Genomic DNA, 20,203 nt, shown 5'->3' on the forward strand with positions numbered 1-20,203 from the left:
GGGCCGATGGAGGATCAAAAGAAGAACCTCGGCAGGCGGGCGACGGAAGCGACGGTGAAATTCGTCGCCGTGCTCGCGGTGATGATCTTCGTCGCTGCAGGTTCGCTGTCCTATTGGCAGGGCTGGCTGTTCTTTCTCAATTTTTCCGCCTGGATCGTTGCGACGACAGCCTATTTTCTGAAATATGACCGCGCCTTGCTGGAACAGCGGCTGCATGTCGGGCCGGCTGCGGAGCGGGAGCCGGCACAGAAGCGCATTCAGCTTTTCAACGGCATCGTGCTGATTGCGCTCTTCATCGGCTCGGCACTCGATTATCGGTTCGGCGGGTCGGCCGTTCCGGCGTCGGTTGTGATTTTCGGCAACATCCTGGTCGCAGCTGGCTTTTACGGCTGCTTCCTGGTCCTGCGGCAGAACAACTTCGCCTCGGCGACGGTCGAGATCCGCAGGGATCAGCGGGTCATTTCAAGCGGGCTCTACAGCATCGTGCGTCATCCGATGTATGCGGCGGCGCTTGTGCTCTTCGTTGGCATAACGCTGTCGCTCGGCTCGTATTGGGGCTTGCTTGCCATCCCTCCTGCCTTAGGCGGACTCGTCGCGCGGCTGCTGGACGAGGAGAAGCATCTGGTAAGAGACCTGCCGGGTTATGCCGAATACCGCCGCAAGGTCCGCTACCGGCTACTGCCGGGATTATGGTGACGCCCGAACCGGTAGTCGGAATGACAACCTCTTGAAATCTGGTTGATGTACGCCCAGATTTGGACTATGTCTAATTCAAGACAGGAGGCTTCTATGCGGTATGCGCGACGCACCGAGCAACGAGAAGGCCAGGGGCCGCAGCGGCTGGAAACCGACCGCTTTGCCCCTGTAAATCGCAAAAGGCTCAGCGCTCCGGCGCTACGAACCTTTCTGGCGATCGCCGATCTCTGGGGGTTGAGCGAAGAGCAGCGCCTGCTAATGCTTGGTTATCCCTCCCGCTCGACCTACCACAATTGGGCCAAGCAGGCCCGCGAGCACGGCGCTTTCACGCTCGATGTCGATACGCTGACGCGGATCTCCGCCGTGCTCGGCATCCATCAGGCGCTCGGCGTGCTGTTTGCCGACGAACGCGCCGGCATCGCCTGGCTGCGTACGCCGCATCAGGCGCCGGTTTTCGGCGGGCATCGGCCGCTTGAGATCGTCACCAACGGAACCCAGGACGGGTTGATGACCGTACGCCGGTTTCTCGATGGCGCGCGCGGCGGTCTCTATATGCAGCCGAATGTGCTCGACGAGGCATTCACGCCTTACGAAGATACGGACATCGTCTTCCGGTGAGCGATCGTTTTGCCGAGGCGCCGCGTCCGTCCTGCCGGCTGATCCCGTCGCAATTTCCGCCCATCGGGCTTTTTGAGACGGTGGCGCGGGCGGCTGATCTCGACGCGGTGATGGAACTCGTCGGCTGGACCAACGACCGTCTCGTCGCCGACCGCATCCGCAGGCTTCCCGAGGATGAATGGGTCTACGGGACGCCGAACGCCAGTATCGTGATGGCGGCATTCCTGCATGTCGCGCCGGGAGGAATGCGTTTCAACGGCCCGGATCTCGGCGCCTGGTATGCCGCCGACCATCTCCGCACGGCCGCCGCCGAGGTCGGCCATCATCTCCGGCGCGAAACTGTCGCGCGCGGTGTCGCGACGATGGCCCGCACCTATCGAAGCTACGCCGCTACCCTCATTGGCGACTATCTCGACATTCGCGGCGAACAGGCGCTGCGGCCCCATGTCTATGACGGCACGAGTTATGCTGCGTCGCAGGTGTTGGGCGAAGAGGTGCGTTCGAGCGGCGGCGCCGGTATCCTCTATGACAGCGTCCGGCTGAGAGGCGGGGTGAATATCGCCGCGCACCGGCCGCGCAACATCCGCGACGTGGTGCAGGCCGATCACTTCGAAATCACCGTCTCCGCCACCGACCGGAGCATCGATGTCAGGAAGCTGGCACCCTAGACGACGAGGCGCTCGGCCCAGGCCTTGGCCGTCTTCGCCATCGTGGCGAGGTGATCGGCAGCGGAGAAGCCGGAGACTGTCTTGCGCGGCTTGAGGTCGTGGTCGCCGTCTTCGAGCCAGAAGAGCTCGATCCTGCTTGAGAGATCGTAGCCCGGCACCTCGTCGCGTGTGCCGAATTCATCGCGCGTCCCCTGGCAGATCAGCGCGGGCGTCGCCAGCCCCGTGAGATGGCCGGTGCGCAGCTTTTCCGGCTGGCCGGGCGGATGAAAGGGATAGCCGAGGCAAAGCAACCCGGCGATCTTTTGCTGACGATAGAGGTCGTCTGCCACCATGCTGGCAACCCGGCCGCCCATCGACTTGCCGCCGATGATCAGCGGGCAGCTGGTCCCGAGCTCGGCAATGGCCGCCTCATATTCGGGATTGAGCGTTTCGGCGCGCGGCGGCGGCTTGCGGCCTCCGGTGCGGCGGGCGGCCATATAGGCGAATTCGAAACGGGCGACGCGGAAGCCGACGGCGGCCAGCGCCTCTGCCGCGGATGTCATCGATGCGGAATCCATCGGCGCGCCGGCGCCATGCGCCAGAAGGATGGTGAAGCGCGCATCCTGCGGCCCCTGCAGCAGAAATCTGTCCAGCATCGGCAATCCTCCATTCCGTCATCGGAACCATGTCGGCGGCCGTGACTTTGTCCTTGAAAGGAGACAGACAATGTCGACGAATGACGAAAACGTAAAGCCCGAGCAGCGGCGACCCAAGGATGTCGGCGCCGTTCCCGAAAAGCCGGAGCCCGCCGACGCAGAATCGCTGGCGCCACCGACAGTGCAGCCGGCTGGAGCGAGCGATAAAAGCGAACGGCCGGTGGTCAATCCCGTGACCGGAGTGGCCTTCTAACGGCTGACTCTATTGCCGTGCGGGACAGTCCCTTGAAACCCAGGCCCAAAGGGTCCATATACCGCTCCTGCCTGAAAAACGGATGCGTATGGTATCGACGCCGTCGAGCCGTTCGCTGTCCGACAGGATAAGGGCGCTCCCCGCAAGGGTCGAGCGCCCTTTTTGCTTTTCAGACATCGCGCGGACCGAGGCTTTTGTTTCGCTGTGGTGGCGATAGTGAGGATCTGCCACCATACTCTATATAGCACTTCGGAATCCCGAAATTGGTTGCCGGATTGAAATCATTGCGTATTCTTTGCGACGACACCGCGCGAAAACCCCGCGGATTTCGGAATCCCGAAGCGGCGAATTTCGGGATTCCGAAGCGGGATTTTTTCTTCCTGCCGTTTTTTCGCGGCGGCACTGTCGATTTTCGCATCCGCCGTTCGTCATTCTCACGATGTGCTGCAGCACGTCCCTTGCGCGTCCGAAACGATGCGCGGCAACAGAAGGAGGATATCGTCATGGATAATCAGCATCTGGTACCCGCCGCCATGCTTGCGGCAAAGAACGGCGTCCGGTTTCCCAATGAGAGCGAGGCTTATCGCAGCGCCCGCGATGCGCTGCTGGCCGAAGAGATCGAATTGCGCCGGCACATCGAGCGTGTGGCGGTACAGCGCCGGGCGCTGCCGCCGGGCGGCCAGGTGACGAAGGATTACCGTTTCGAAGGTGCTAACGGGCCGATATCCTTTACCGAACTCTTCGCCGACAAGGACACGCTGATCGTCTACAGCTATATGTTCGGCCCGGAACGCGAGCGCCCATGCCCGATGTGCACCTCGTTGCTCTCGGCCTGGGACGGCGAGGTGCCTGACATCCAGCAGCGCGCTGCGCTGGCGGTCGTCGCGCTGTCGCCGATCGGCAGGCTGCTTGCCTTCAAGACGGAACGCGGCTGGCACCATCTGCCGCTCTATTCCGACCCGACGGGTAATTACAGCCGCGACTATCACGCCATCGGCAGGGGCGGTGGCGATGACGCCGCCTTCAACGTCTTCGCCCGGCGCGACGGCACCATTTGCCATTTCTGGAGCGGGGAGATGGGCGGGGTGACGGCCGATCCGGGCGAGGATCCGCGCGGCGCGCCCGACCTGATGCCGCTCTGGACCGTGCTCGATTGCACGCCCGAAGGCCGGGCGCCGGACTGGTATCCGAAGCTGTCCTATTAAGGCCGGCGTCCCAGGCCCTCAGCCGGTGGAGCGGTTTCTCGACGCCTCGGCCCATTCGAGGTTGGCGACCGCAGCTTCCGGCAGCGGCGGCGGGTCGATGTCGTAGATATAGCCGGTGAGCATGTCGGCGGCGCGTTCCGTCGCCTTGATCTTCGCGTCGGTTTCCGCCACCGCCTTGGAGATCGCCTCGATGCGGGCGCGGAACATGTGGGCGAGCACATCGCGGCCGGAGTGTTTGCCGAGCCGCTCCAGATGCAGGCCGATGCGCGAGGCATGGCGCTCCAGCTCGCTCTTGCTGAACCGCGCCTTGCGCAGCTCTTCGGAGAGACTGTCCTGCATGACGGCGACAGGATCGAAACTTCCAGGCGCTCGCTCGTCGAGCACCGCGTCGGTGACCAGCTTCTCGATCATCACAAGCGCCTGCAGCTCGGCGGCATCGGCGAATTCGACGTCGTAGCCGGTGTCGTCGTACACTTTGCGGCGGACCGGATCGAGAAGCAGCCCATAGGCTTTCTGCAGATTATCGAAGGCTTGCGAATCACCACCCGAATCGGGGTGGGCGACCTTCGCCAGGCGCCGATAGGCAGCCTTCAGCTGCGCCTCGTTCGCATCGCGTTCAACGCCGAGAATATCGTATGGATCCGTCACGCCTGCTCCCTTGCCACCCAGCACGTCGTGGGCGGTCTAGGTCTTCTTCTCCATCAGAAGGGCGAAGTTTAGACCGAAAGCAGGAATGACGTCCATGGCCTGAGATTGAAATGGTCAATGCGGAAGCGTCGCAAAGTCGAGGATTGTCTAATTGCTTCAAAACCTTGGGCTAAGATCAGCAAGGGGCGATCATGGCAAGATAACATTTGGCTTCGCCGTCGATTTCCAGCGCGATCCCGGCCGCGTCGTTGATCAGCAGCGCATCGCCGGCCGCAAGCGCGCCGGTCTCGCCGTCCCGCCGGAATGAGAGCGTGCCGCGATGGCAGAGCAACAGGCATGTCGACGACGGCAGCGGCACCGTCTTGCCGCCATCGACGGCGAGCCGGATTAGCGTGTGGGCAAACCCGTTGCGGCGGGTCATGACGTTGAGATCGGTGATCGCTCCGTCCTCGAGCCTGGCCGCGACCGGGATATCCGCCGGGAAGGCGAGCGGATCGTCTGCCATCGTCAGCAGCGCGGGCGTCCTGCCTTCGATGTCGAGCAGCATGCCGTTGCCGTCGAGGATCGCCAGCGTGCGGTCGATGCCGGGAAAGATTGAAAACGGTCCGTCGGTTGCGACGGTCGCCATGCTGACGCGCCAGTCGAAACCGCCAAGGCCGGCATCTTCGGGCGAAACGGCGATCTCCACCGTTTCGCCGCCGCCGTTCTTCCACGGCATGCGCTTATGATCGCCGGCGCGCAGGATCCTCACCGGGCTTAGTTCCCGAGAATGCCGGGCAGGCGCAGACCCTTTTCGCGGGCGCAGTCGAGGGCGATGTCGTAGCCGGCATCGGCGTGGCGCATGACGCCGGTCGCCGGGTCGTTCCAGAGCACGCGCTCCAGCCGCCTTGCCGCGTCGTCCGTACCATCGGCGCAGATGACCATGCCGGAATGCTGCGAGAAGCCCATGCCGACGCCACCGCCGTGGTGCAGCGACACCCAGGTGGCGCCCGACGCCGTGTTGAGCAGGGCGTTGAGCAGCGGCCAGTCGGAGACGGCGTCGGAACCGTCCTTCATGGCTTCGGTTTCGCGATTCGGCGAGGCGACGGAACCGGAATCGAGGTGGTCGCGGCCGATGACGATCGGGGCGGAGAGTTCGCCTGATCTCACCATCTCGTTGAAGGCGAGGCCAAGCTTGTGGCGGTCGCCGAGGCCCACCCAGCAGATCCGCGCCGGCAGGCCCTGGAAGGCGATGCGCTCCCTGGCCATATCCAGCCAATTGTGAAGGTGCTTGTTGTCGGGCAGCAATTCTTTCACCTTGGCATCGGTCTTGTAGATATCCTCCGGGTCGCCGGAAAGGGCTGCCCAGCGGAAGGGGCCGATGCCGCGGCAAAACAGCGGGCGGATATAGGCCGGCACGAAGCCGGGGAAGGCGAAGGCGTTTTCGAGGCCTTCGTCCTTGGCGACCTGGCGGATATTGTTGCCGTAATCGAGCGTCGGAATACCGGCATTCCAGAAGGCGATCATCGCTTCGACATGCTCGCGCATCGAGGCGCGCGCCGCTTTTTCGACTGCCTTCGGATCGCTTTCGCGCTTGGCCTTCCACTCGGCCATCGTCCAGCCCTTCGGCAGGTAGCCGTTGATCGGGTCGTGCGCCGAGGTCTGGTCGGTGACCATGTCGGGGCGGATGCCGCGGCGGACCATTTCCGGCAGGATTTCGGCGGCATTGCCGAGCAGGCCGACGGATTTGGCTTCACCGGCCTTGGTCCAGCGGTCGATCATCTCGAGCGCTTCGTCGAGCGTCTCGGCCTTGGCGTCGACATAGCGGGTGCGCAGCCGGAAATCGATCGAGTCTGGATTGCATTCGATGGCGAGGCAGCAGGCGCCGGCCATGACGGCGGCGAGCGGCTGGGCGCCGCCCATGCCGCCGAGGCCGCCGGTCAGGATCCATTTGCCCTTGAGATTGCCGCCATAATGCTGACGGCCGGCCTCGACGAAGGTCTCGTAGGTGCCCTGGACGATGCCCTGCGTGCCGATATAGATCCACGAGCCGGCCGTCATCTGGCCGTACATGGCAAGGCCTTTCTTATCCAGCTCATTGAAATGGTCCCAGGTCGCCCAATGCGGCACCAGGTTGGAATTGGCGATCAGCACCCGCGGCGCATCCTTGTGGGTGCGGAAGACGCCGACCGGCTTGCCGGATTGGACGAGCAGCGTTTCTTCTTCGGTCAGCGTCTTCAGCGTCGCGACGATGCGGTCGAAATCCTCCCAGGTGCGGGTGGCGCGGCCGATGCCGCCGTAAACGACCAGTTCGTTCGGGTTCTCGGCGACATCAGGATCGAGATTGTTCATCAGCATGCGCAGCGGCGCTTCGGTCATCCAGCTCTTGGCATTGAGATCATTGCCGCGGGGCGCGCGGATTTCGCGGATATTGTGGCGTGGATTGGTCATGGCGGTTCCCCTGTCGAGTGATCGTTATCGTTTCAGGTCTGGCGCAATTTGTTCGATGCGCACCAGAATGTTTTTGAGATGGACGCGAAGTCGGTCTGCCCTCGCGGTGTCGTAGGCAAAGGGCGGTGTCTCGGTCTGCAGATGCGTCGACTGCGCAAGCTCCATCTGGATCGCGTGCACGCCGGTCTCGGGCCGGCCGTAATGGCGGGTCGTCCAGCCACCCTTGAAGCGCCCGTTGAGCACGCTGTCATAACCTTCGGCGGCTTCGACGACGGTCAGCGTCGCTTGCTCGATGGCGCCGTCGCAGGTTTTGCCCATATCGGTGCCGATATTGAAATCCGGCAGCTTGCCTTCGAACAGGAAGGGAATGTGAGAGCGGATCGAGTGGCAGTCGTAAAGGATCGCCACGCCATGGCTTGCCCTGACGCGCTCGATCTCGGCGGCAAGTGCCGCGTGATAGGGCGCATGAAAATCCCGCAGCCGCGCCGCGATATCGGCTTCGTCAGGCGCCTGCCCATCCTTCCAGATCGGCTGGCCGTCGAAGTCCGTTTCCGGGATGAGGCCGGTGGTGTTCTGGCCGGGATAAAGGCTGACGCCCTGCGGATCGCGGTTGGCGTCGATCACGTAGCGGTGGAAGGTGGCGCGCACGGTCGTGACATTGTCGAGCAGGCCGTCATAGAGCTGGTGGATGTGCCAGTCGGTATCGGCCAGAATCCTGCCATTGTCGTTGAGACTGTCGGCAATCTCCGCCGGCACGTCGGTGCCGGTGTGGGGAAAGGCGAGGATTATGGGGGAGGTGCCCTGACGGATTTCGTATGGTGCGGTCATCTCAACCCTCCAAAACCGGCAAGATGCCAGATGAAACCGAGGCGTTCAGTGCGCCGGTCGCCACCAGCTCGGCGGCGGCGGCGAGGTCGCCCGCCATGTAGCGGTCGGTATCGAGGGTCGGAACCTTGCTGCGGATCGCGGTGATCGCCTTGGCGAGTTCCGGGCTTGTCGACAGCGGCGCGCGCAGTTCGACGCCTTGGGCGGCGGTCAGCGCCTCGATGCCGATGATGGCGAACAGGTTCTCGGTCATCCCGAGCAGGCGGCGGGCGCCGTGGCAGGCCATCGAGACATGGTCTTCCTGGTTGGCTGAGGTCGGGGTCGAATCGACCGAGGCCGGATGCGACATCTGCTTGTTCTCCGACATCAGCGCCGCCGAGGTGACCTCGGCGATCATCAGGCCGGAATTCAGGCCCGGCTTCTTGGCGAGGAAGGCCGGCAGGCCGTAGGAAAGGGTGGGATCGACCAGCAGGGCGATGCGGCGCTGCGAAATCGCGCCGATCTCGCAGACGGCAAGCGCGATCTGGTCGGCGGCAAAGGCGACGGGTTCGGCGTGGAAATTGCCGCCGGAGACGACGGAATTGTCCGACAGCACCAGCGGATTGTCTGTGACCGCATTGGCCTCGATCTCCAGCGTGCGGGCAACCGAGCGCAGCAGGTCAAGGCAGGCGCCATCGACCTGGGGTTGGCAGCGGATGCAATAGGGATCCTGCACACGCTCGTCGCCCTCGATATGGCTCTGGCGGATGACGGATTGTTCGAGCAGGGCGCGAAGTGCTGATGCCGTGTCGATCTGGCCCTTGTGGCCGCGCAAGGTGTGAATATCCGGATGGAAGGGCGCCGAAGAGCCCATGGCGGCGTCGGTCGACATGGCGCCGGTGATCAGCGCCGACTGCGCGGCGCGGTGGGCGCGGAAGAGACCGGCAAGCGCCAAGGCCGTCGAGGTCTGGGTGCCGTTGATCAGCGCCAGGCCCTCCTTGGCGGCGAGCACCACCGGTTTGAGACCTGCCCTTTCGAGGGCTTCAGCGCCCGAAAGACGTTCGCCGGCGAAGAAGGCTTCGGCTTCGCCCATCATCACCGCGGCCATATGGGCGAGCGGTGCAAGATCGCCGGAGGCGCCGACCGAGCCTTTTTCCGGGATCAGCGGAATGACGCCCTTTTCCAGCATGCCCTCGATCAGCCGCACCAGCTCCAGCCGTACGCCGGAGGCGCCGCGCCCGAGCGAGACCAGTTTCAGCGCCATGATCAACCGGACGATATTTTCAGGCAGCGGCGCGCCGACGCCACAGCAATGCGACAGGATGAGATTGCGCTGCAAGGTTGCGACGTCGGCGCTGTCGATCTTGATCGAGGCGAGTTTGCCGAAGCCGGTATTGATGCCGTAGACCGGCGCATTGCCGGCGGCGATCTCGGCGATCCGGGCGGCGGCCTTGGCGATGCCGGCATCGAAGGCGGGATCGAGCCTTGCCGGCTCGCCGGTCCAATAGATGATTTCCAAATCCCTGAGGGAGACGGAGCCCGGGTGGAGCGTGATGGTCATCGACCGTTCCTTTCGCCCTTGAAGACGCGTGCGTGAAGCGGGTTGAAGCCGATGCGGTAGACGAGCTCGGCGAGGCTCTCAATATTCCAGACGGCAAAATCGGCTGATTTGCCGGGCTCGAGCGTTCCGGTCTCGCCGATGAGGCCGAGCGCGCGCGCACCTTCGCGAGTGGCGCCGGCGATGCATTCTTCGACGGTGAGGCCGAAAAGCGTCGCCGACATGTTCATGGTCAGCAGCATCGAGGTGAGCGGCGAGGTGCCGGGATTGCAATCGGTGGCAATCGCAATCGGCACGCCGGCCTGGCGTAGCGCCTCCACCGGTGGCTTCTGCTTCTCGTGGATGGCGTAGAAGGCGCCGGGCAGAAGCACGGCCACGGTGCCGGCAGCGGCCATCGCGGCAACACCTTCTTCGTCGAGATATTCCAGATGATCGGCCGAAAGCGCGCCATATGACGCGGCGAGCCGGGCGCCGCCGAGATTGGAAAGTTGCTCGGCATGCAGCTTGACCGGCAGGCCAAGCGCCTTCGCCTTGTCGAAGACGCGGGCGATCTCGGCTCTGGAAAAGGCAATGCCCTCGCAGAAGCCGTCGACCGCATCGGCAAGGCCGAGATTATACATGTCGTCGAGGCCGGGCAGCACGACATCATCGAGATAATCGCCGTTGCGGCCCTTGTATTCCACCGGCGTCGCATGGGCGCCGAGATAGCTGGTGGCGACGCGGACCGGTCTCAGATGGCCGAGCAGACGGGCGCTCTGCAACATCTTCACTTCGCCGGTCCGGTTCAGCCCGTAGCCGGATTTGATCTCGATCGTCGTCACGCCTTCGGCAAGCAGCGTATCGAGCCGCGGCAGCGCCGCGCTGACGAGTTCCTCGACCGACAGCGCATTGGTCGCTTTGACCGAGGAGACGATGCCACCGCCGGCACGCGCAATTTCCTCATAGGTGGCGCCTTGAAGGCGCATCTCGAACTCGCGGGCTCGGTTGCCGCCGTGGACGATATGGGTGTGGCAGTCTACGAGGCCGGGCGTGACCCAGCGGCCTTCGAGATCGACGATGTCGGAGCGTTCGATGGCGGAAGCCGGCAACTCGCTTTCGGCACCGGCAAAGGTGATGCGGCCGTTTTCGGTGAGCACGGCGCCCTTTTCGACGATACCGAGCCCGTCCTTTTCAGGCGCAAGCGTGGCCAGGCGCGCATTGCGCCACAGCACTGGCCGGACGTCTGGGGATGAGGCTTCCTCTGAAAAATTGTTCCCGGTCATCAGCTTTGCGCCTTTCCTTATGTCGAAATATGTATATACATAATAAGCAGGTGACAAGAGAAATTTTGCGCGCTTTTCTGGAAAAGAAAGAGCAGCGGCGCGGTAAGAGGAGAGGGACGGCCATGACCACACTTCACGCAGGCACGGCACTGACGCCGAAAGGCTGGCAGAAGGACGTGCGGCTGACGCTCGAAGCCGGTCGCATTGCCCGGGTCGAGATCGGGGTTTCGCCTCAGCCCGGCGATGAACGCCACGCTCTTATCGTTCCGGCCATGGGAAATCTGCACAGCCATGCCTTCCAGCGGGCGATGGCCGGCCTTGCCGAGGTACGCGGCCCGGCCAATGACAGCTTTTGGAGCTGGCGCACCGTCATGTACAAGTTCGCGCTGGCAATGACCCCTGAACATGTCGAGGCGGTCGCCGCCAAGCTCTATGCGGAAATGCTGGAGGCGGGCTTTTCCCGGGTCGGCGAATTCCATTATCTCCACCATGACAGGGATGGCGGCATTTACGCCAATATCGCCGAGCTTGCCGAACGCATTGGTGCTGCCAGCGAAGAGACCGGCCTCGGCCTGACCTTGCTGCCGGTCTTCTACGCTCATTCCGGCTTCGGCGGCGCTCAGCCGATCGACGGCCAGCGGCGTTTCATCAATTCGCTGGAAAGCTTCGAAAGGCTGATGGAGGGATGCCGGGCGGTAACCAGCCGGCTCGACGGCGCGGAACTCGGGCTGGCGCCGCACAGCCTGCGCGCCGCAACGCCTGAGGAATTGGCGAAGCTTGTGCCGATGGCGGGCGACGGCCCCATCCATATCCATGTCGCCGAGCAGGTCAAGGAGGTCGAGGATTGCATCGCCTGGTCGGGCGCGCGGCCGGTGGAATGGCTGCTCGATCATGCGCCTGTGGATGAGCGCTGGTGCTTGATCCACGCGACGCACATGACCGACGACGAAACGCGGCGGATGGCGAAAAGCAGGGCGATTGCCGGCCTCTGCCCGATCACCGAAGCCAATCTCGGCGACGGCGCCTTTGCCGCGCCACTCTTCCTCGAAGAGGGCGGGCGTTACGGCATCGGTTCGGATTCCAATGTGCTGATCTCGGTGCCGGAAGAACTGCGCCAGCTCGAATATTCGCAGCGCCTGGCTCTGCGCGCCCGCAATGTCGTTGCAGCACCCGGCGGATCGACGGCACTTTGCCTGTTCACCCAGGCGCTTGCCGGCGGCGGTGCCGCTTTGAAGGCGCCCGCAGGTCTTGTTGAAGGCCATCACGCCGATCTCGTTTCGCTCGATACTGCGGCCGTTTCCTATCTCTCCGGCGACCAGATTCTCGATCACTGGCTGTTTGCCGGCGGTATTTCCGTCGATTGCGTCTGGGCGCGCGGCCGCAAGCAGGTGGAGGGCGGGCGCCATCTCAAACGTGACGCCATCGACCGGCGTTTCCTGGCCGCGATGGGTGAATTGCTGGCTGCCTGAAAAAGCGCTTTTCATGAGCAAGCATTCGAATTAGAGCGGGGGATCAATCGGAACGTGGCGATGAATCAAAGCAGGGATCCCACCTTGCATCAGCGCATCCTTGGCGACATCGAGGGCCGTATCGTCTCGGGCGAATGGCCGCCGGGGCATCGCATTCCCTTCGAAGTGGATCTCGCCACCCAATATGACGTCTCGCGGATGACGGTGAACAAGGTGCTGACTCAGCTCGCCAAGGCCGGTCTCATCGAGCGCCGCAAGAAATCCGGCAGCTTCGTCACCCAGCCGCAGGCGCAATCGGCCGTCCTCGAAATCCACGACATCAAGGCCGAGGTGCAGTCGCTGAACCTGCCCTATTCCTATGCGGTTTCGAAGAAGACCAGCCGCAAGGCGAAGGTGGAAGACAGCCGCCGGCTGGAACTGCCGGTCGCCTCTTCGGTCGTCGAGGTGGTCTGCATCCACAATGCCGGCGCGCGGCCCTTCTGCCTGGAGGAGCGGTTGATCAGTCTGGCGACCGTACCGGAAGCCGCCGATGCCGATTTCCTGATGATGGCGCCGGGGCCCTGGTTGCTCAACCAGGTGCCGTGGAGCACGGCCGAACACCGGATCCACGCCGTCTCGGCCAATGCCGAAGTGGCCGCGGTCCTCGACATCGCGCGCAATACCGCCTGTCTCGTCGTCGAACGCCGCACCTGGAGCGGCGCCGGCCCGGTGACGCATGTGCGCTTCACCTATCCGGGCGATCGTCACGCGCTGGTGGCGCGTTTCACCCCGGCATCACAGTAATTCCATGTTCCATATACAACATGGCGAGTGTTCTCATTCCTCGAACATCTTGCCGCTGCGCGCTTCGAGCCGGTAGCGATAGCCCGGATAGACAAGGCGGGCGGTCGACACCACCTGCTTTGCCGACCATGTGCGTCGACGGATCGTCAAGCACGGTTCGGTCTTCAGGATGGTCAGGAGCTTGCATTCCCAGGCCTGCGGCATCGCCGCCTCGACGACGTGCTCGGAGCCGCTAAGCGGGGCTGCGGCGGTCAGATAGGCATTCGGCGTCAGCGTCGTGAAATCCTGGCCGAGATATTCGGGAGCAGCCTCCGGATGGACGAAACGGTCCTCGATCTGCACCGGAACGCCGTTTTCGCTGTGGACGATCAGCGAGTGGAAGACCGCCGCGCCGATCGCAAGCTCCAATGCGTCGGCGATCTCCGGAGAGGCTGTTTCCTGGGCGAGAACGATGACCGAAGCCTCGTGGACATGGCCGCGTTCGGCGATTTCCTCGGCGATGTTGCGCACCTCGAACAGCGCCGAATAGCCCTTGCGCTCGGCGACGAAGGAACCGACCCCCTGGATGCGGACGAGTTCGCCTTCATTGGCAAGTTCGCGCAGCGCCCGGTTGGCGGTCATCTTGCTGACGCCGAGCTCGACCACCAGCTCGTTTTCCGATGGCACCCGGTATTTCGGCGGCCATTCGCCGCTGTGGATGCGGTCGAGGATCACCTGCTTGACGCCGGCATAAAGCGGCGTGCTATCATTTTCCGCCAACTCGCGCTTCATCTCGCCGGAACGCTTCATTGCCTATTCCTTTTGCACGAATGGAATTCGCCACCTAAATCGACTTTCCTCTTGCATATCACAAAATATCTCATATGGTACCATATACAACCTCCCAATCGGTCCGAAACATTAAAAGGACAGGAAAGGGCAAGCCGACGAAGATCGGCCGTGGTGCCGCAAGGTCTGTTTCAACTCCAGAGGAGAATTCATCAATGAAATTCAGCGCAATCCTATTTTGCGGCGTGGCGGCTTTTTCCGCCTTCGCTGCGCCCGCCTTTTCCAAGGACTGGACGAAGGCGACCATCACGCTTGAAGGCGCCTATGCGCCGTGGAACCTCACCAATGCCGACGGCACGCTCGGGGGCTTCGAGCCGGAGCTTGCCAAAGTGCTCTGCGAACGCGCCAAGATCGAATGCACGCTGGTCGCTTCCGACTGGGACGGTATGATCCCGGCGCTCAATGCCGGTAAGTTCGACGTCATCATGGATGCGCTGTCGATCACCGAAGAGCGCAAGCAGGTCATCGACTTCACCATTCCCTATGCTGCCACACCTGCCGCATTCGCCACCGCCAAGGACAGCCCGCTGGCCAAGGCTGCCGGCACCGGCGCCACGATCAAGATGACGCCCGGCCAGACTGGCGTGAAGGAGATCGATGCGCTGAAGGCCGCTTTCAAGGGCAAGACGATCGGCATTCAGGCGGCGACCGTCTACGCCAAGTTCGTCTATGACAATTTCGGCGACATTGCCGAGATCCGCGAATACAAGACCGGCGCCGACCGTGATCTCGACCTGCAGAACGGCCGCATCGACCTCGGCTTTGACGACGCCGTCTATTTCGCCAACGCCTTCCAGAGCGCCAATGGCGCACTCGACTTCACCGGTCCGGAGATCGTCGGTTCGATCTGGGGCGAGGGCGAAGGCCTCGGCGTCCGCAAGGCTGACACCGACCTACGCGACAAGTTCAGCGAGGCGATCAAGTCCGCGCTCGCCGACGGCACCGTCAAGAACCTCTCGATGAAGTGGTTCAAGGTCGACGTCAGCCCGCAGCAATAAGCGTTTCGGCCTTGCGGCCGCAAACGCCTGTCTCCGGCTTTATCGCCGGAGACAGCATGCTATTGTCAATCCGCAAAACACTGCCACGGACGGGGAACGGACGCTATGGCAAGCTTGGAACTGCTCGGCTTCGGCTCGACCGGATGGGGCGCGTTGCTCATTGCCGCTACCTTGATGACGCTGGCTGTCACGGCGACGGCGCTGGCAATCGGCGCGGTACTGGGCGCAATCGTCGCGGCGGCGAAACTCTCCAGCAATCTTGCCCTCGTCACCCTCGGCAACATCTATACGACCGTGTTTCGCGGCGTGCCCGAGCTGCTGATCATCTATCTCATCTATTTCGGCGGCTCCTCGGCCGTCACCTCGATCGGCAAGGCGATGGGTTACGAGGGTTTCCTCGGCCTGCCCTCCTTCATCGCTGGCGCGCTTGCCGTCGGCATCATCTCCGGCTCCTATCAGGCGGAGGTGTTTCGCGGCGCTTTCCACGCCATTTCCAAAGGCGAACTTGAGGCGGCCTCGGCAATCGGCATGCATCGCGGCATGCGGCTGCGCCGTATCATCATGCCGCAGGTGTTTCGCCTCGCCATTCCCGGCCTCGGCAATGTCTGGCAGCTCAGCCTCAAGGATTCCGCACTGATTTCCGTCACCGGCCTTGCCGAACTGATGCGCACCAGCCAGGTCGCGGCGGGCTCGACCCGGCAATATTTCCTGTTCTTCATCGCCGGCGGCTGCCTCTATCTGATCCTGACCAGCCTTTCCGACCGGATCTTCAACGGTGCGGAACGCCGCGCCAACCGCAGCATGCCGGCAGCCGCCATGGGCCAGACGTAAGGAGGCGATGATGGATTTCACCTTTCTAGCTTCGACCATGGTCACCCTGCTCAAGGCGGTGCCGACGACGCTGATCCTGTTTTCGCTGTCGATCTTCTTTGGCGGCCTGCTGGCGCTCGTCATCGTCTCGATGCGGGTCAGCGGCAACCCGCTGCTTTCGGGGTTCGCCAAGGGTTATATCTTCATCTTCCGCGGCTCGCCGCTGCTGATCCAGATGTTCCTGGTGTTTTACGGCCTCGGCCAGTTCGGCGTCATCCGCTATTCCTTCCTGTGGCCGTTCCTGCGCGAGCCGATGGTCTGCGCCGTGCTGTCGCTGGCGCTCTGCACCGCCGGCTACACGGCGGAGATTTTTCGCGGCGGCATCCGCGCCGTTTCGCCGAAGGAGATCGAGGCGGCCCGCTCGATCGGCATGTCCGGCCCCCTGCTGGTGCGCCGCATCCTGGCGCCGATTGCCTTCCGCCATGCGCTGCCGGCCTATTCCACCGAGATCGTGCTGATGATGAAGTCGACGGCGCTCGCAAGCCTCGTCACCGTCTGGGAGGTCACCGGTGTGGCCCAGCGGCTGATCTCGCAGACCTACCGGACGATGGAGGTCTTTCTCTGCGCGGCGATCATCTATCTCGTTTTGAACTTCATCATCCTGCAGGGCATGGCCCTGCTCGAATATTCGCTGTCCCGACACCGCCGCGCGGCCCCGCAGGCGCTGAAAGCGTAAGCGGTCTTTGAACCGATTGGAGCAACCATGCCAGGCGTCACCCGACTTTCGGTCCGCAATATCCGCAAGAGCTTCGGCACGCACGAGGTGCTGCGCGGCATTTCCCTCAATGCTGAGGACGGCGATGTGATTTCGCTGCTCGGCGCCTCAGGCTCCGGCAAATCGACCTTTCTGCGCTGCATCAACATGCTCGAAACCGCAAGCGATGGCGAGATCTGGGTCGATGGCGAGCACATCGAGATGGTGCACAAAAACGGGCGCAGCAAACCGGCGAGCCAGAAGCAGGTGGACCACATCCGCTCCGAACTCGGTATGGTGTTCCAGTCCTTCAATCTCTGGTCCCATATGACGATCCTGCAGAACGTCATTGAAGGGCCGATCCATGTGCTCAAACGACCACGTGCCGACTGCATCGCCGAGGCCGAAGCGCTGCTCGAAAAGGTCGGCATCGCAGACAAGCGCCATGCCTATCCCGCCCATCTCTCCGGCGGCCAGCAGCAGCGCGCCGCGATCGCCCGCGCGCTGGCGATGAAGCCGAAGGTGATGCTCTTCGACGAGCCGACCTCGGCCCTTGATCCGGAACTCGTCGGCGAGGTGCTGCGCGTCATGCGCGCGCTTGCCGAGGAAGGCATGACCATGCTCGTCGTCACCCATGAGATGAGCTTTGCCCGCAATGTTTCCAACCGCGTCGTCTTCATGCGCGAAGGGCTGATCGAAAGCAGCGGCAAGCCGGACGACATGTTCACCGGCGGCGCCACACCCGCCTTCCGCCAGTTCATCGGCCATTTCGGAAGCGGTCAATGACCAAAACCATCGAGACCCTGCTGACCTGGTGCGATGTTGCCCGCGTCGGGGCAGGGGAGGCGCTGGCACTATCGCCCGCCGCCTGGGCGCGCGTCGAGCAGGCAAGCCGCATCGTCGCCGCAATCGTCGAGACCGGCATGCGTGCCTACGGCGTCAACACCGGCGTCGGGGCGCTGGCGGATACGGTGGTCGATCGGGTCTCGCAGAGCCTTTTGTCGCGCAGCATCGTGCTCAGCCATGCGTGCGGCGTGGGGCCGTTGCTGGGCGGTCGCGAAGTGCGGGCCATCATCGCCGCTCAGATTGCCAATTTCGCCCACGGCCATTCCGGCGTACGGCGTGATGTCGTCGAGCACCTCACAGCCATGCTGGAGCATGACTGCATTCCCGACGTGCCGTCCAAGGGCTCCGCCGGTTATCTCGTCCACAATGCCCATATTGCGCTTGTTCTGATCGGCGAAGGCAGCGCCACGCTTGCCGGCCGGCGCATGAGCGGCCGCGAGGCGCTGGCGGCGATCGGCCTTCAGCCGCTGGTGCTCGGTGCCAAGGAGGGCTTGAGCCTCGTCAACGGCACGGCCTGCGCCACGGGGCTGACCGCCACAGCACTTTCTCGCGCCGAACGGCTGCTCGACTGGGCCGATGCGATCGCGGCGCTGACGCTCGAAGCGGCAGGCTGCCAGATCGCCGCTTTCGACGAGGCGGTGCTGGCGCTGCGCCCGTCGGCGGGGATCGAAAAGGTGGGCGCGACGCTGCGGGCCCGGCTTTTCGGCAGCGGCCTTGTCGCCGCCGCCTTCGGCGGGCGCACCCAGGATGCGCTCAGCCTTCGTTCGGTGCCGCATGCGCATGGCGCCGCCCGTGACGTTTTCGACAATTCCGCCCGTATCGTCGATCAGGAACTTGCCTCGGTAACGGACAATCCCGCCGTCTCCGGCACGCCCGAACATCCGATCGTCTCCTCCGAGGCGCATGCGGTCGCCGCGGCGCTCGGGCAGGCGGCCGATAGCCTCGCCATTGCGCTGGCGCAGATCGGCGCGATCAGCGAACGGCGCATGGACCGGCTGGTCAATCCGCTGGTGAGCGGCCTGCCGCCGTTTCTGGCGAGTGACGCCGGCAGCCATTCCGGCTTCATGATCGCGCAATATACCGCAGCCGCACTCAGCAACGACAACCGCCGGCTTGCCGCCCCCGCGGCCATGGACGGCGGCCTCACCTCCGGCCTGCAGGAGGATTTCCTCGCCCATCCGACAGCTGCCGCCGGCAAGCTGCTCACGGTCATCGACAATGCCGAATATATCCTGGCGATCGAGCTGATGGCCGCTGCCCAGGCGCATGATTTCCTGACTGCGACGGCGCCGCGGGCGGCGGGCACGGATCTGGTTTACCAAGTCGTGCGCCAGCGTATCTCCCATTATGGCGACGAACGGCCGCTCAACGGCGATATCGAGGCCGTGCGCAACCTGATCCGCGAGACGGTGCCGCCGCCGATCGGCTGAACCGGGAAGATTGTCAGAACGGCTTGCTGGTTGCCGAATCCTGCTTGGCCTTTTCGCCGGCGCCGAGCCGCTTGAGGCACTGGGCGAAGGTGGGGTAGAGCTGATCCACCCGCGAGAGCGGCAGCGTCCAGTCGCCTTCGTCGCCGGCAAAGGTCAGCTGCACGTCAGGAGTTCCGGCAAAGGAATTCTTGATGATCTTCTTCAGTCCGCCGCTTCCTTTGCTGGCCGGTGGCCAGAGGCGAAGCGTGGTCTTGTCGAAGAATTCGGCGGCGACCACTTTCGTCATCGAACGATCGGTCAGCGTCACCTCGGTCGTGGTGCCGGCCGGAATGTCCCAGGTGTCCTTGGTGACCAGCCAGAAGGTCTCGGTGGCGCTCTGGCGGAATTCCACGGTCTTGCCGAGCTCGCTGTTCCACAGCAGCCGGCAATAGGCAGGGCGCTCGCCGGCAAAGCCGACCGACCATTGTCTTGCGTCGCCCATCCATTCGGTCTCGCCCAAGGCGGCGACCGGCTGCAGGACGGCCGCCATCAGAACCATCGAGGTCAGAATTTTCATCGCCGAAACCATCTCCAGGACAATCGGCTCCAGCCATAGCAAAAGAAGGTTGAGCTTTTGCTACCGAGCCTTCCGCGAGGGGTGGTGGCGCCCACCGAAATGTCTCCGAATGCCGCACGGTCTTGATTTTGCGGCTGGCCTTGCCGATGTGGCGTAGATCGACATGAAGTTAAGGGAGCTCGACGGCAGGCATGAGTGAGGTTCAACGACGCGGATTTTTGGCGAGGCTCACCGCATATGAGCCGCTGACGCTGATCATGCTGGCATCAGTGGCCGGGGGACTGTTCGTGCTGCAGCGGCTGACGAGCGAGGTTCTCGAAGGCGAGACCTTCCGTTTCGATGAAACGATCCTGCTGGCGCTGAGGCGGCCGGGTGAGCTTGGCGTGCCGATCGGGCCTGGCTGGATGACGCATGCCGTCGCCGACATCACCAGCCTCGGCGGCGTCACTGTTCTCTCGCTGATGACGATCCTCGTCACAGTCTATCTTCTGCTCGACCGGCGCTGGCCGATCGCGATCTTCGTCTTCTCCTCGGTGCTGACCGGCTGGCTGGCGAGCACACTCTTGAAGATCCTCGTTGCGCGGCCGCGCCCCGACATCGTGCCACATCTCGCCGAGGTCAGCGATCTCAGCTTTCCCTCTGGCCACGCGATGGTCTCGGCGGTGACCTATCTGACGCTCGGGGCGCTGCTGGCCCGGACGCAGCGTTATCCCTCGACGCGGATTTTCGTCATGTTTGCCGGCGTCTTCCTGGCCGTCATCATCGGTCTGAGCCGGATCTATCTCGGCGTCCATTACCCGACGGATGTCCTCGCCGGATGGTGCGCCGGTGCGCTCTGGGCGCTCGGCTGCTGGCTGATCTCGAAACGGTTCATTCCGAGCCGCGCGCCCGATGATACCGCTGAAGCCGGAAATGGCGACAGGCGGTAGCACGGAGTGGCAGAGTGGCGCCG

At 63.5% G+C, this 20,203-nt stretch carries 22 protein-coding genes; 13 read left to right on the plus strand and 9 right to left on the minus strand.

What is annotated here, in order from left to right; translation table 11 throughout:
• Positions 1–6 precede the first annotated feature (6 nt).
• The 3 genes from HJB83_RS10730 (at position 7) to HJB83_RS10740 (ending at position 1,982) form a co-directional block, all read left to right on the plus strand.
• Complete coding sequence (locus tag HJB83_RS10730) at positions 7–696, plus strand: isoprenylcysteine carboxylmethyltransferase family protein (RefSeq protein WP_207585498.1); 690 nt, start codon at positions 7–9, stop codon at positions 694–696.
• 93 nt (positions 697–789) lie between these two features.
• A complete protein-coding gene (locus HJB83_RS10735) occupies positions 790–1,314 on the plus strand; it encodes an MbcA/ParS/Xre antitoxin family protein (protein ID WP_221131839.1) in 525 nt (174 codons plus the stop codon).
• A complete protein-coding gene (locus HJB83_RS10740; RefSeq protein WP_207585500.1) occupies positions 1,311–1,982 on the plus strand; it encodes an RES family NAD+ phosphorylase in 672 nt (223 codons plus the stop codon). The genes HJB83_RS10735 and HJB83_RS10740 overlap by 4 nt, the downstream gene beginning before the upstream one ends.
• Here the strand turns inward: HJB83_RS10740 and HJB83_RS10745 are convergent.
• Positions 1,979–2,617 carry an alpha/beta family hydrolase gene (locus HJB83_RS10745; RefSeq protein WP_221131840.1) on the minus strand — a complete coding sequence of 213 codons (639 nt, stop codon included), beginning with the start codon at positions 2,615–2,617 and terminating at the stop codon, positions 1,979–1,981. The two genes, HJB83_RS10740 and HJB83_RS10745, sit on opposite strands and share 4 nt — an antisense overlap.
• Positions 2,618–2,687: 70 nt before the next feature.
• Between HJB83_RS10745 and HJB83_RS10750 the strand changes: the two genes are divergently transcribed.
• Together HJB83_RS10750 and HJB83_RS10755 are read left to right on the plus strand one after the other, a co-directional pair.
• Positions 2,688–2,870: a hypothetical protein gene (locus HJB83_RS10750; protein ID WP_207585502.1), complete on the plus strand. Its 183-nt coding sequence runs from the start codon at positions 2,688–2,690 to the stop codon at positions 2,868–2,870.
• Positions 2,871–3,373: 503 nt separating this feature from the next.
• Positions 3,374–4,075 (plus strand): DUF899 family protein, encoded by a 702-nt coding sequence (locus HJB83_RS10755; RefSeq protein ID WP_221131841.1) that lies wholly within the window; start codon positions 3,374–3,376, stop codon positions 4,073–4,075.
• A gap of 18 nt (positions 4,076–4,093) precedes the next feature.
• Here the strand turns inward: HJB83_RS10755 and HJB83_RS10760 are convergent, their stop codons facing one another.
• From HJB83_RS10760 to hutI, 6 genes are all read right to left on the minus strand, one after another.
• Positions 4,094–4,723 (minus strand): J domain-containing protein, encoded by a 630-nt coding sequence (locus tag HJB83_RS10760; protein WP_221131842.1) that lies wholly within the window; start codon positions 4,721–4,723, stop codon positions 4,094–4,096.
• A 175-nt stretch (positions 4,724–4,898) separates the two neighbouring features.
• A complete protein-coding gene (locus tag HJB83_RS10765; protein WP_221131843.1) occupies positions 4,899–5,474 on the minus strand; it encodes a HutD family protein in 576 nt (191 codons plus the stop codon).
• 5 nt (positions 5,475–5,479) lie between these two features.
• Positions 5,480–7,153 (minus strand): urocanate hydratase, encoded by a 1,674-nt coding sequence (gene hutU, locus HJB83_RS10770; RefSeq protein ID WP_221115632.1) that lies wholly within the window; start codon positions 7,151–7,153, stop codon positions 5,480–5,482.
• Positions 7,154–7,177: 24 nt separating this feature from the next.
• A complete protein-coding gene (hutG, locus tag HJB83_RS10775; RefSeq protein WP_221131844.1) occupies positions 7,178–7,981 on the minus strand; it encodes an N-formylglutamate deformylase in 804 nt (267 codons plus the stop codon).
• Between the two features lies 1 nt (position 7,982).
• The gene (gene hutH, locus HJB83_RS10780) at positions 7,983–9,518 is read right to left on the minus strand and encodes a histidine ammonia-lyase (protein WP_221131845.1); all 1,536 of its coding nucleotides are present in this window, start codon (positions 9,516–9,518) and stop codon (positions 7,983–7,985) included.
• A complete protein-coding gene (hutI, locus tag HJB83_RS10785) occupies positions 9,515–10,777 on the minus strand; it encodes an imidazolonepropionase (RefSeq protein ID WP_221131846.1) in 1,263 nt (420 codons plus the stop codon). The genes hutH (HJB83_RS10780) and hutI overlap by 4 nt, the downstream gene beginning before the upstream one ends.
• Positions 10,778–10,899: 122 nt before the next feature.
• On the opposite strand from hutI, the gene HJB83_RS10790 reads away from it, so the two are divergent.
• Both HJB83_RS10790 and hutC (HJB83_RS10795) read left to right on the plus strand, forming a co-directional pair.
• Positions 10,900–12,246: a formimidoylglutamate deiminase gene (locus HJB83_RS10790; protein WP_221115634.1), complete on the plus strand. Its 1,347-nt coding sequence runs from the start codon at positions 10,900–10,902 to the stop codon at positions 12,244–12,246.
• Between the two features lie 60 nt (positions 12,247–12,306).
• Positions 12,307–13,029 carry a histidine utilization repressor gene (gene hutC, locus HJB83_RS10795; RefSeq protein WP_207585511.1) on the plus strand — a complete coding sequence of 241 codons (723 nt, stop codon included), beginning with the start codon at positions 12,307–12,309 and terminating at the stop codon, positions 13,027–13,029.
• Between the two features lie 33 nt (positions 13,030–13,062).
• Here the strand turns inward: hutC (HJB83_RS10795) and hutC (HJB83_RS10800) are convergent, their stop codons facing one another.
• On the minus strand, positions 13,063–13,818 hold the full coding sequence (gene hutC, locus HJB83_RS10800; RefSeq protein WP_207585512.1) for a histidine utilization repressor: 756 nt from the start codon (positions 13,816–13,818) through the stop codon (positions 13,063–13,065).
• A gap of 194 nt (positions 13,819–14,012) precedes the next feature.
• On the opposite strand from hutC (HJB83_RS10800), the gene HJB83_RS10805 reads away from it, so the two are divergent.
• The 5 genes from HJB83_RS10805 to hutH (HJB83_RS10825) all read left to right on the plus strand — a co-directional run bounded on the left by HJB83_RS10805 (position 14,013) and on the right by hutH (HJB83_RS10825) (position 18,695).
• A complete protein-coding gene (locus tag HJB83_RS10805) occupies positions 14,013–14,855 on the plus strand; it encodes a transporter substrate-binding domain-containing protein (protein ID WP_207585513.1) in 843 nt (280 codons plus the stop codon).
• A 105-nt stretch (positions 14,856–14,960) separates the two neighbouring features.
• Entirely contained in the window at positions 14,961–15,686 is a 726-nt protein-coding gene (locus HJB83_RS10810) for an ABC transporter permease (RefSeq protein WP_207585514.1), read from the plus strand.
• Between the two features lie 10 nt (positions 15,687–15,696).
• The gene (locus tag HJB83_RS10815) at positions 15,697–16,401 is read left to right on the plus strand and encodes an ABC transporter permease (protein WP_207585515.1); all 705 of its coding nucleotides are present in this window, start codon (positions 15,697–15,699) and stop codon (positions 16,399–16,401) included.
• 27 nt (positions 16,402–16,428) lie between these two features.
• On the plus strand, positions 16,429–17,205 hold the full coding sequence (locus HJB83_RS10820) for an ABC transporter ATP-binding protein (RefSeq protein WP_207585516.1): 777 nt from the start codon (positions 16,429–16,431) through the stop codon (positions 17,203–17,205).
• Positions 17,202–18,695 carry a histidine ammonia-lyase gene (hutH, locus tag HJB83_RS10825; RefSeq protein ID WP_207585517.1) on the plus strand — a complete coding sequence of 498 codons (1,494 nt, stop codon included), beginning with the start codon at positions 17,202–17,204 and terminating at the stop codon, positions 18,693–18,695. Before HJB83_RS10820 ends, hutH (HJB83_RS10825) begins: the two co-directional genes overlap by 4 nt.
• A gap of 13 nt (positions 18,696–18,708) precedes the next feature.
• On the opposite strand, the gene HJB83_RS10830 is transcribed toward hutH (HJB83_RS10825), so the two are convergent.
• The gene (locus tag HJB83_RS10830) at positions 18,709–19,251 is read right to left on the minus strand and encodes a hypothetical protein (protein ID WP_207585518.1); all 543 of its coding nucleotides are present in this window, start codon (positions 19,249–19,251) and stop codon (positions 18,709–18,711) included.
• A gap of 191 nt (positions 19,252–19,442) precedes the next feature.
• Here HJB83_RS10830 and HJB83_RS10835 point away from each other — a divergent pair, with 191 nt between their 5' ends.
• Positions 19,443–20,180: a phosphatase PAP2 family protein gene (locus HJB83_RS10835; RefSeq protein ID WP_207585519.1), complete on the plus strand. Its 738-nt coding sequence runs from the start codon at positions 19,443–19,445 to the stop codon at positions 20,178–20,180.
• The last annotated feature ends 23 nt before the right edge of the window (positions 20,181–20,203 follow it).

The sequence above is a fragment of the Rhizobium sp. NZLR11 genome (genome assembly GCF_019685115.1).
Classification (GTDB): Bacteria; Pseudomonadota; Alphaproteobacteria; order Rhizobiales; family Rhizobiaceae; genus Rhizobium.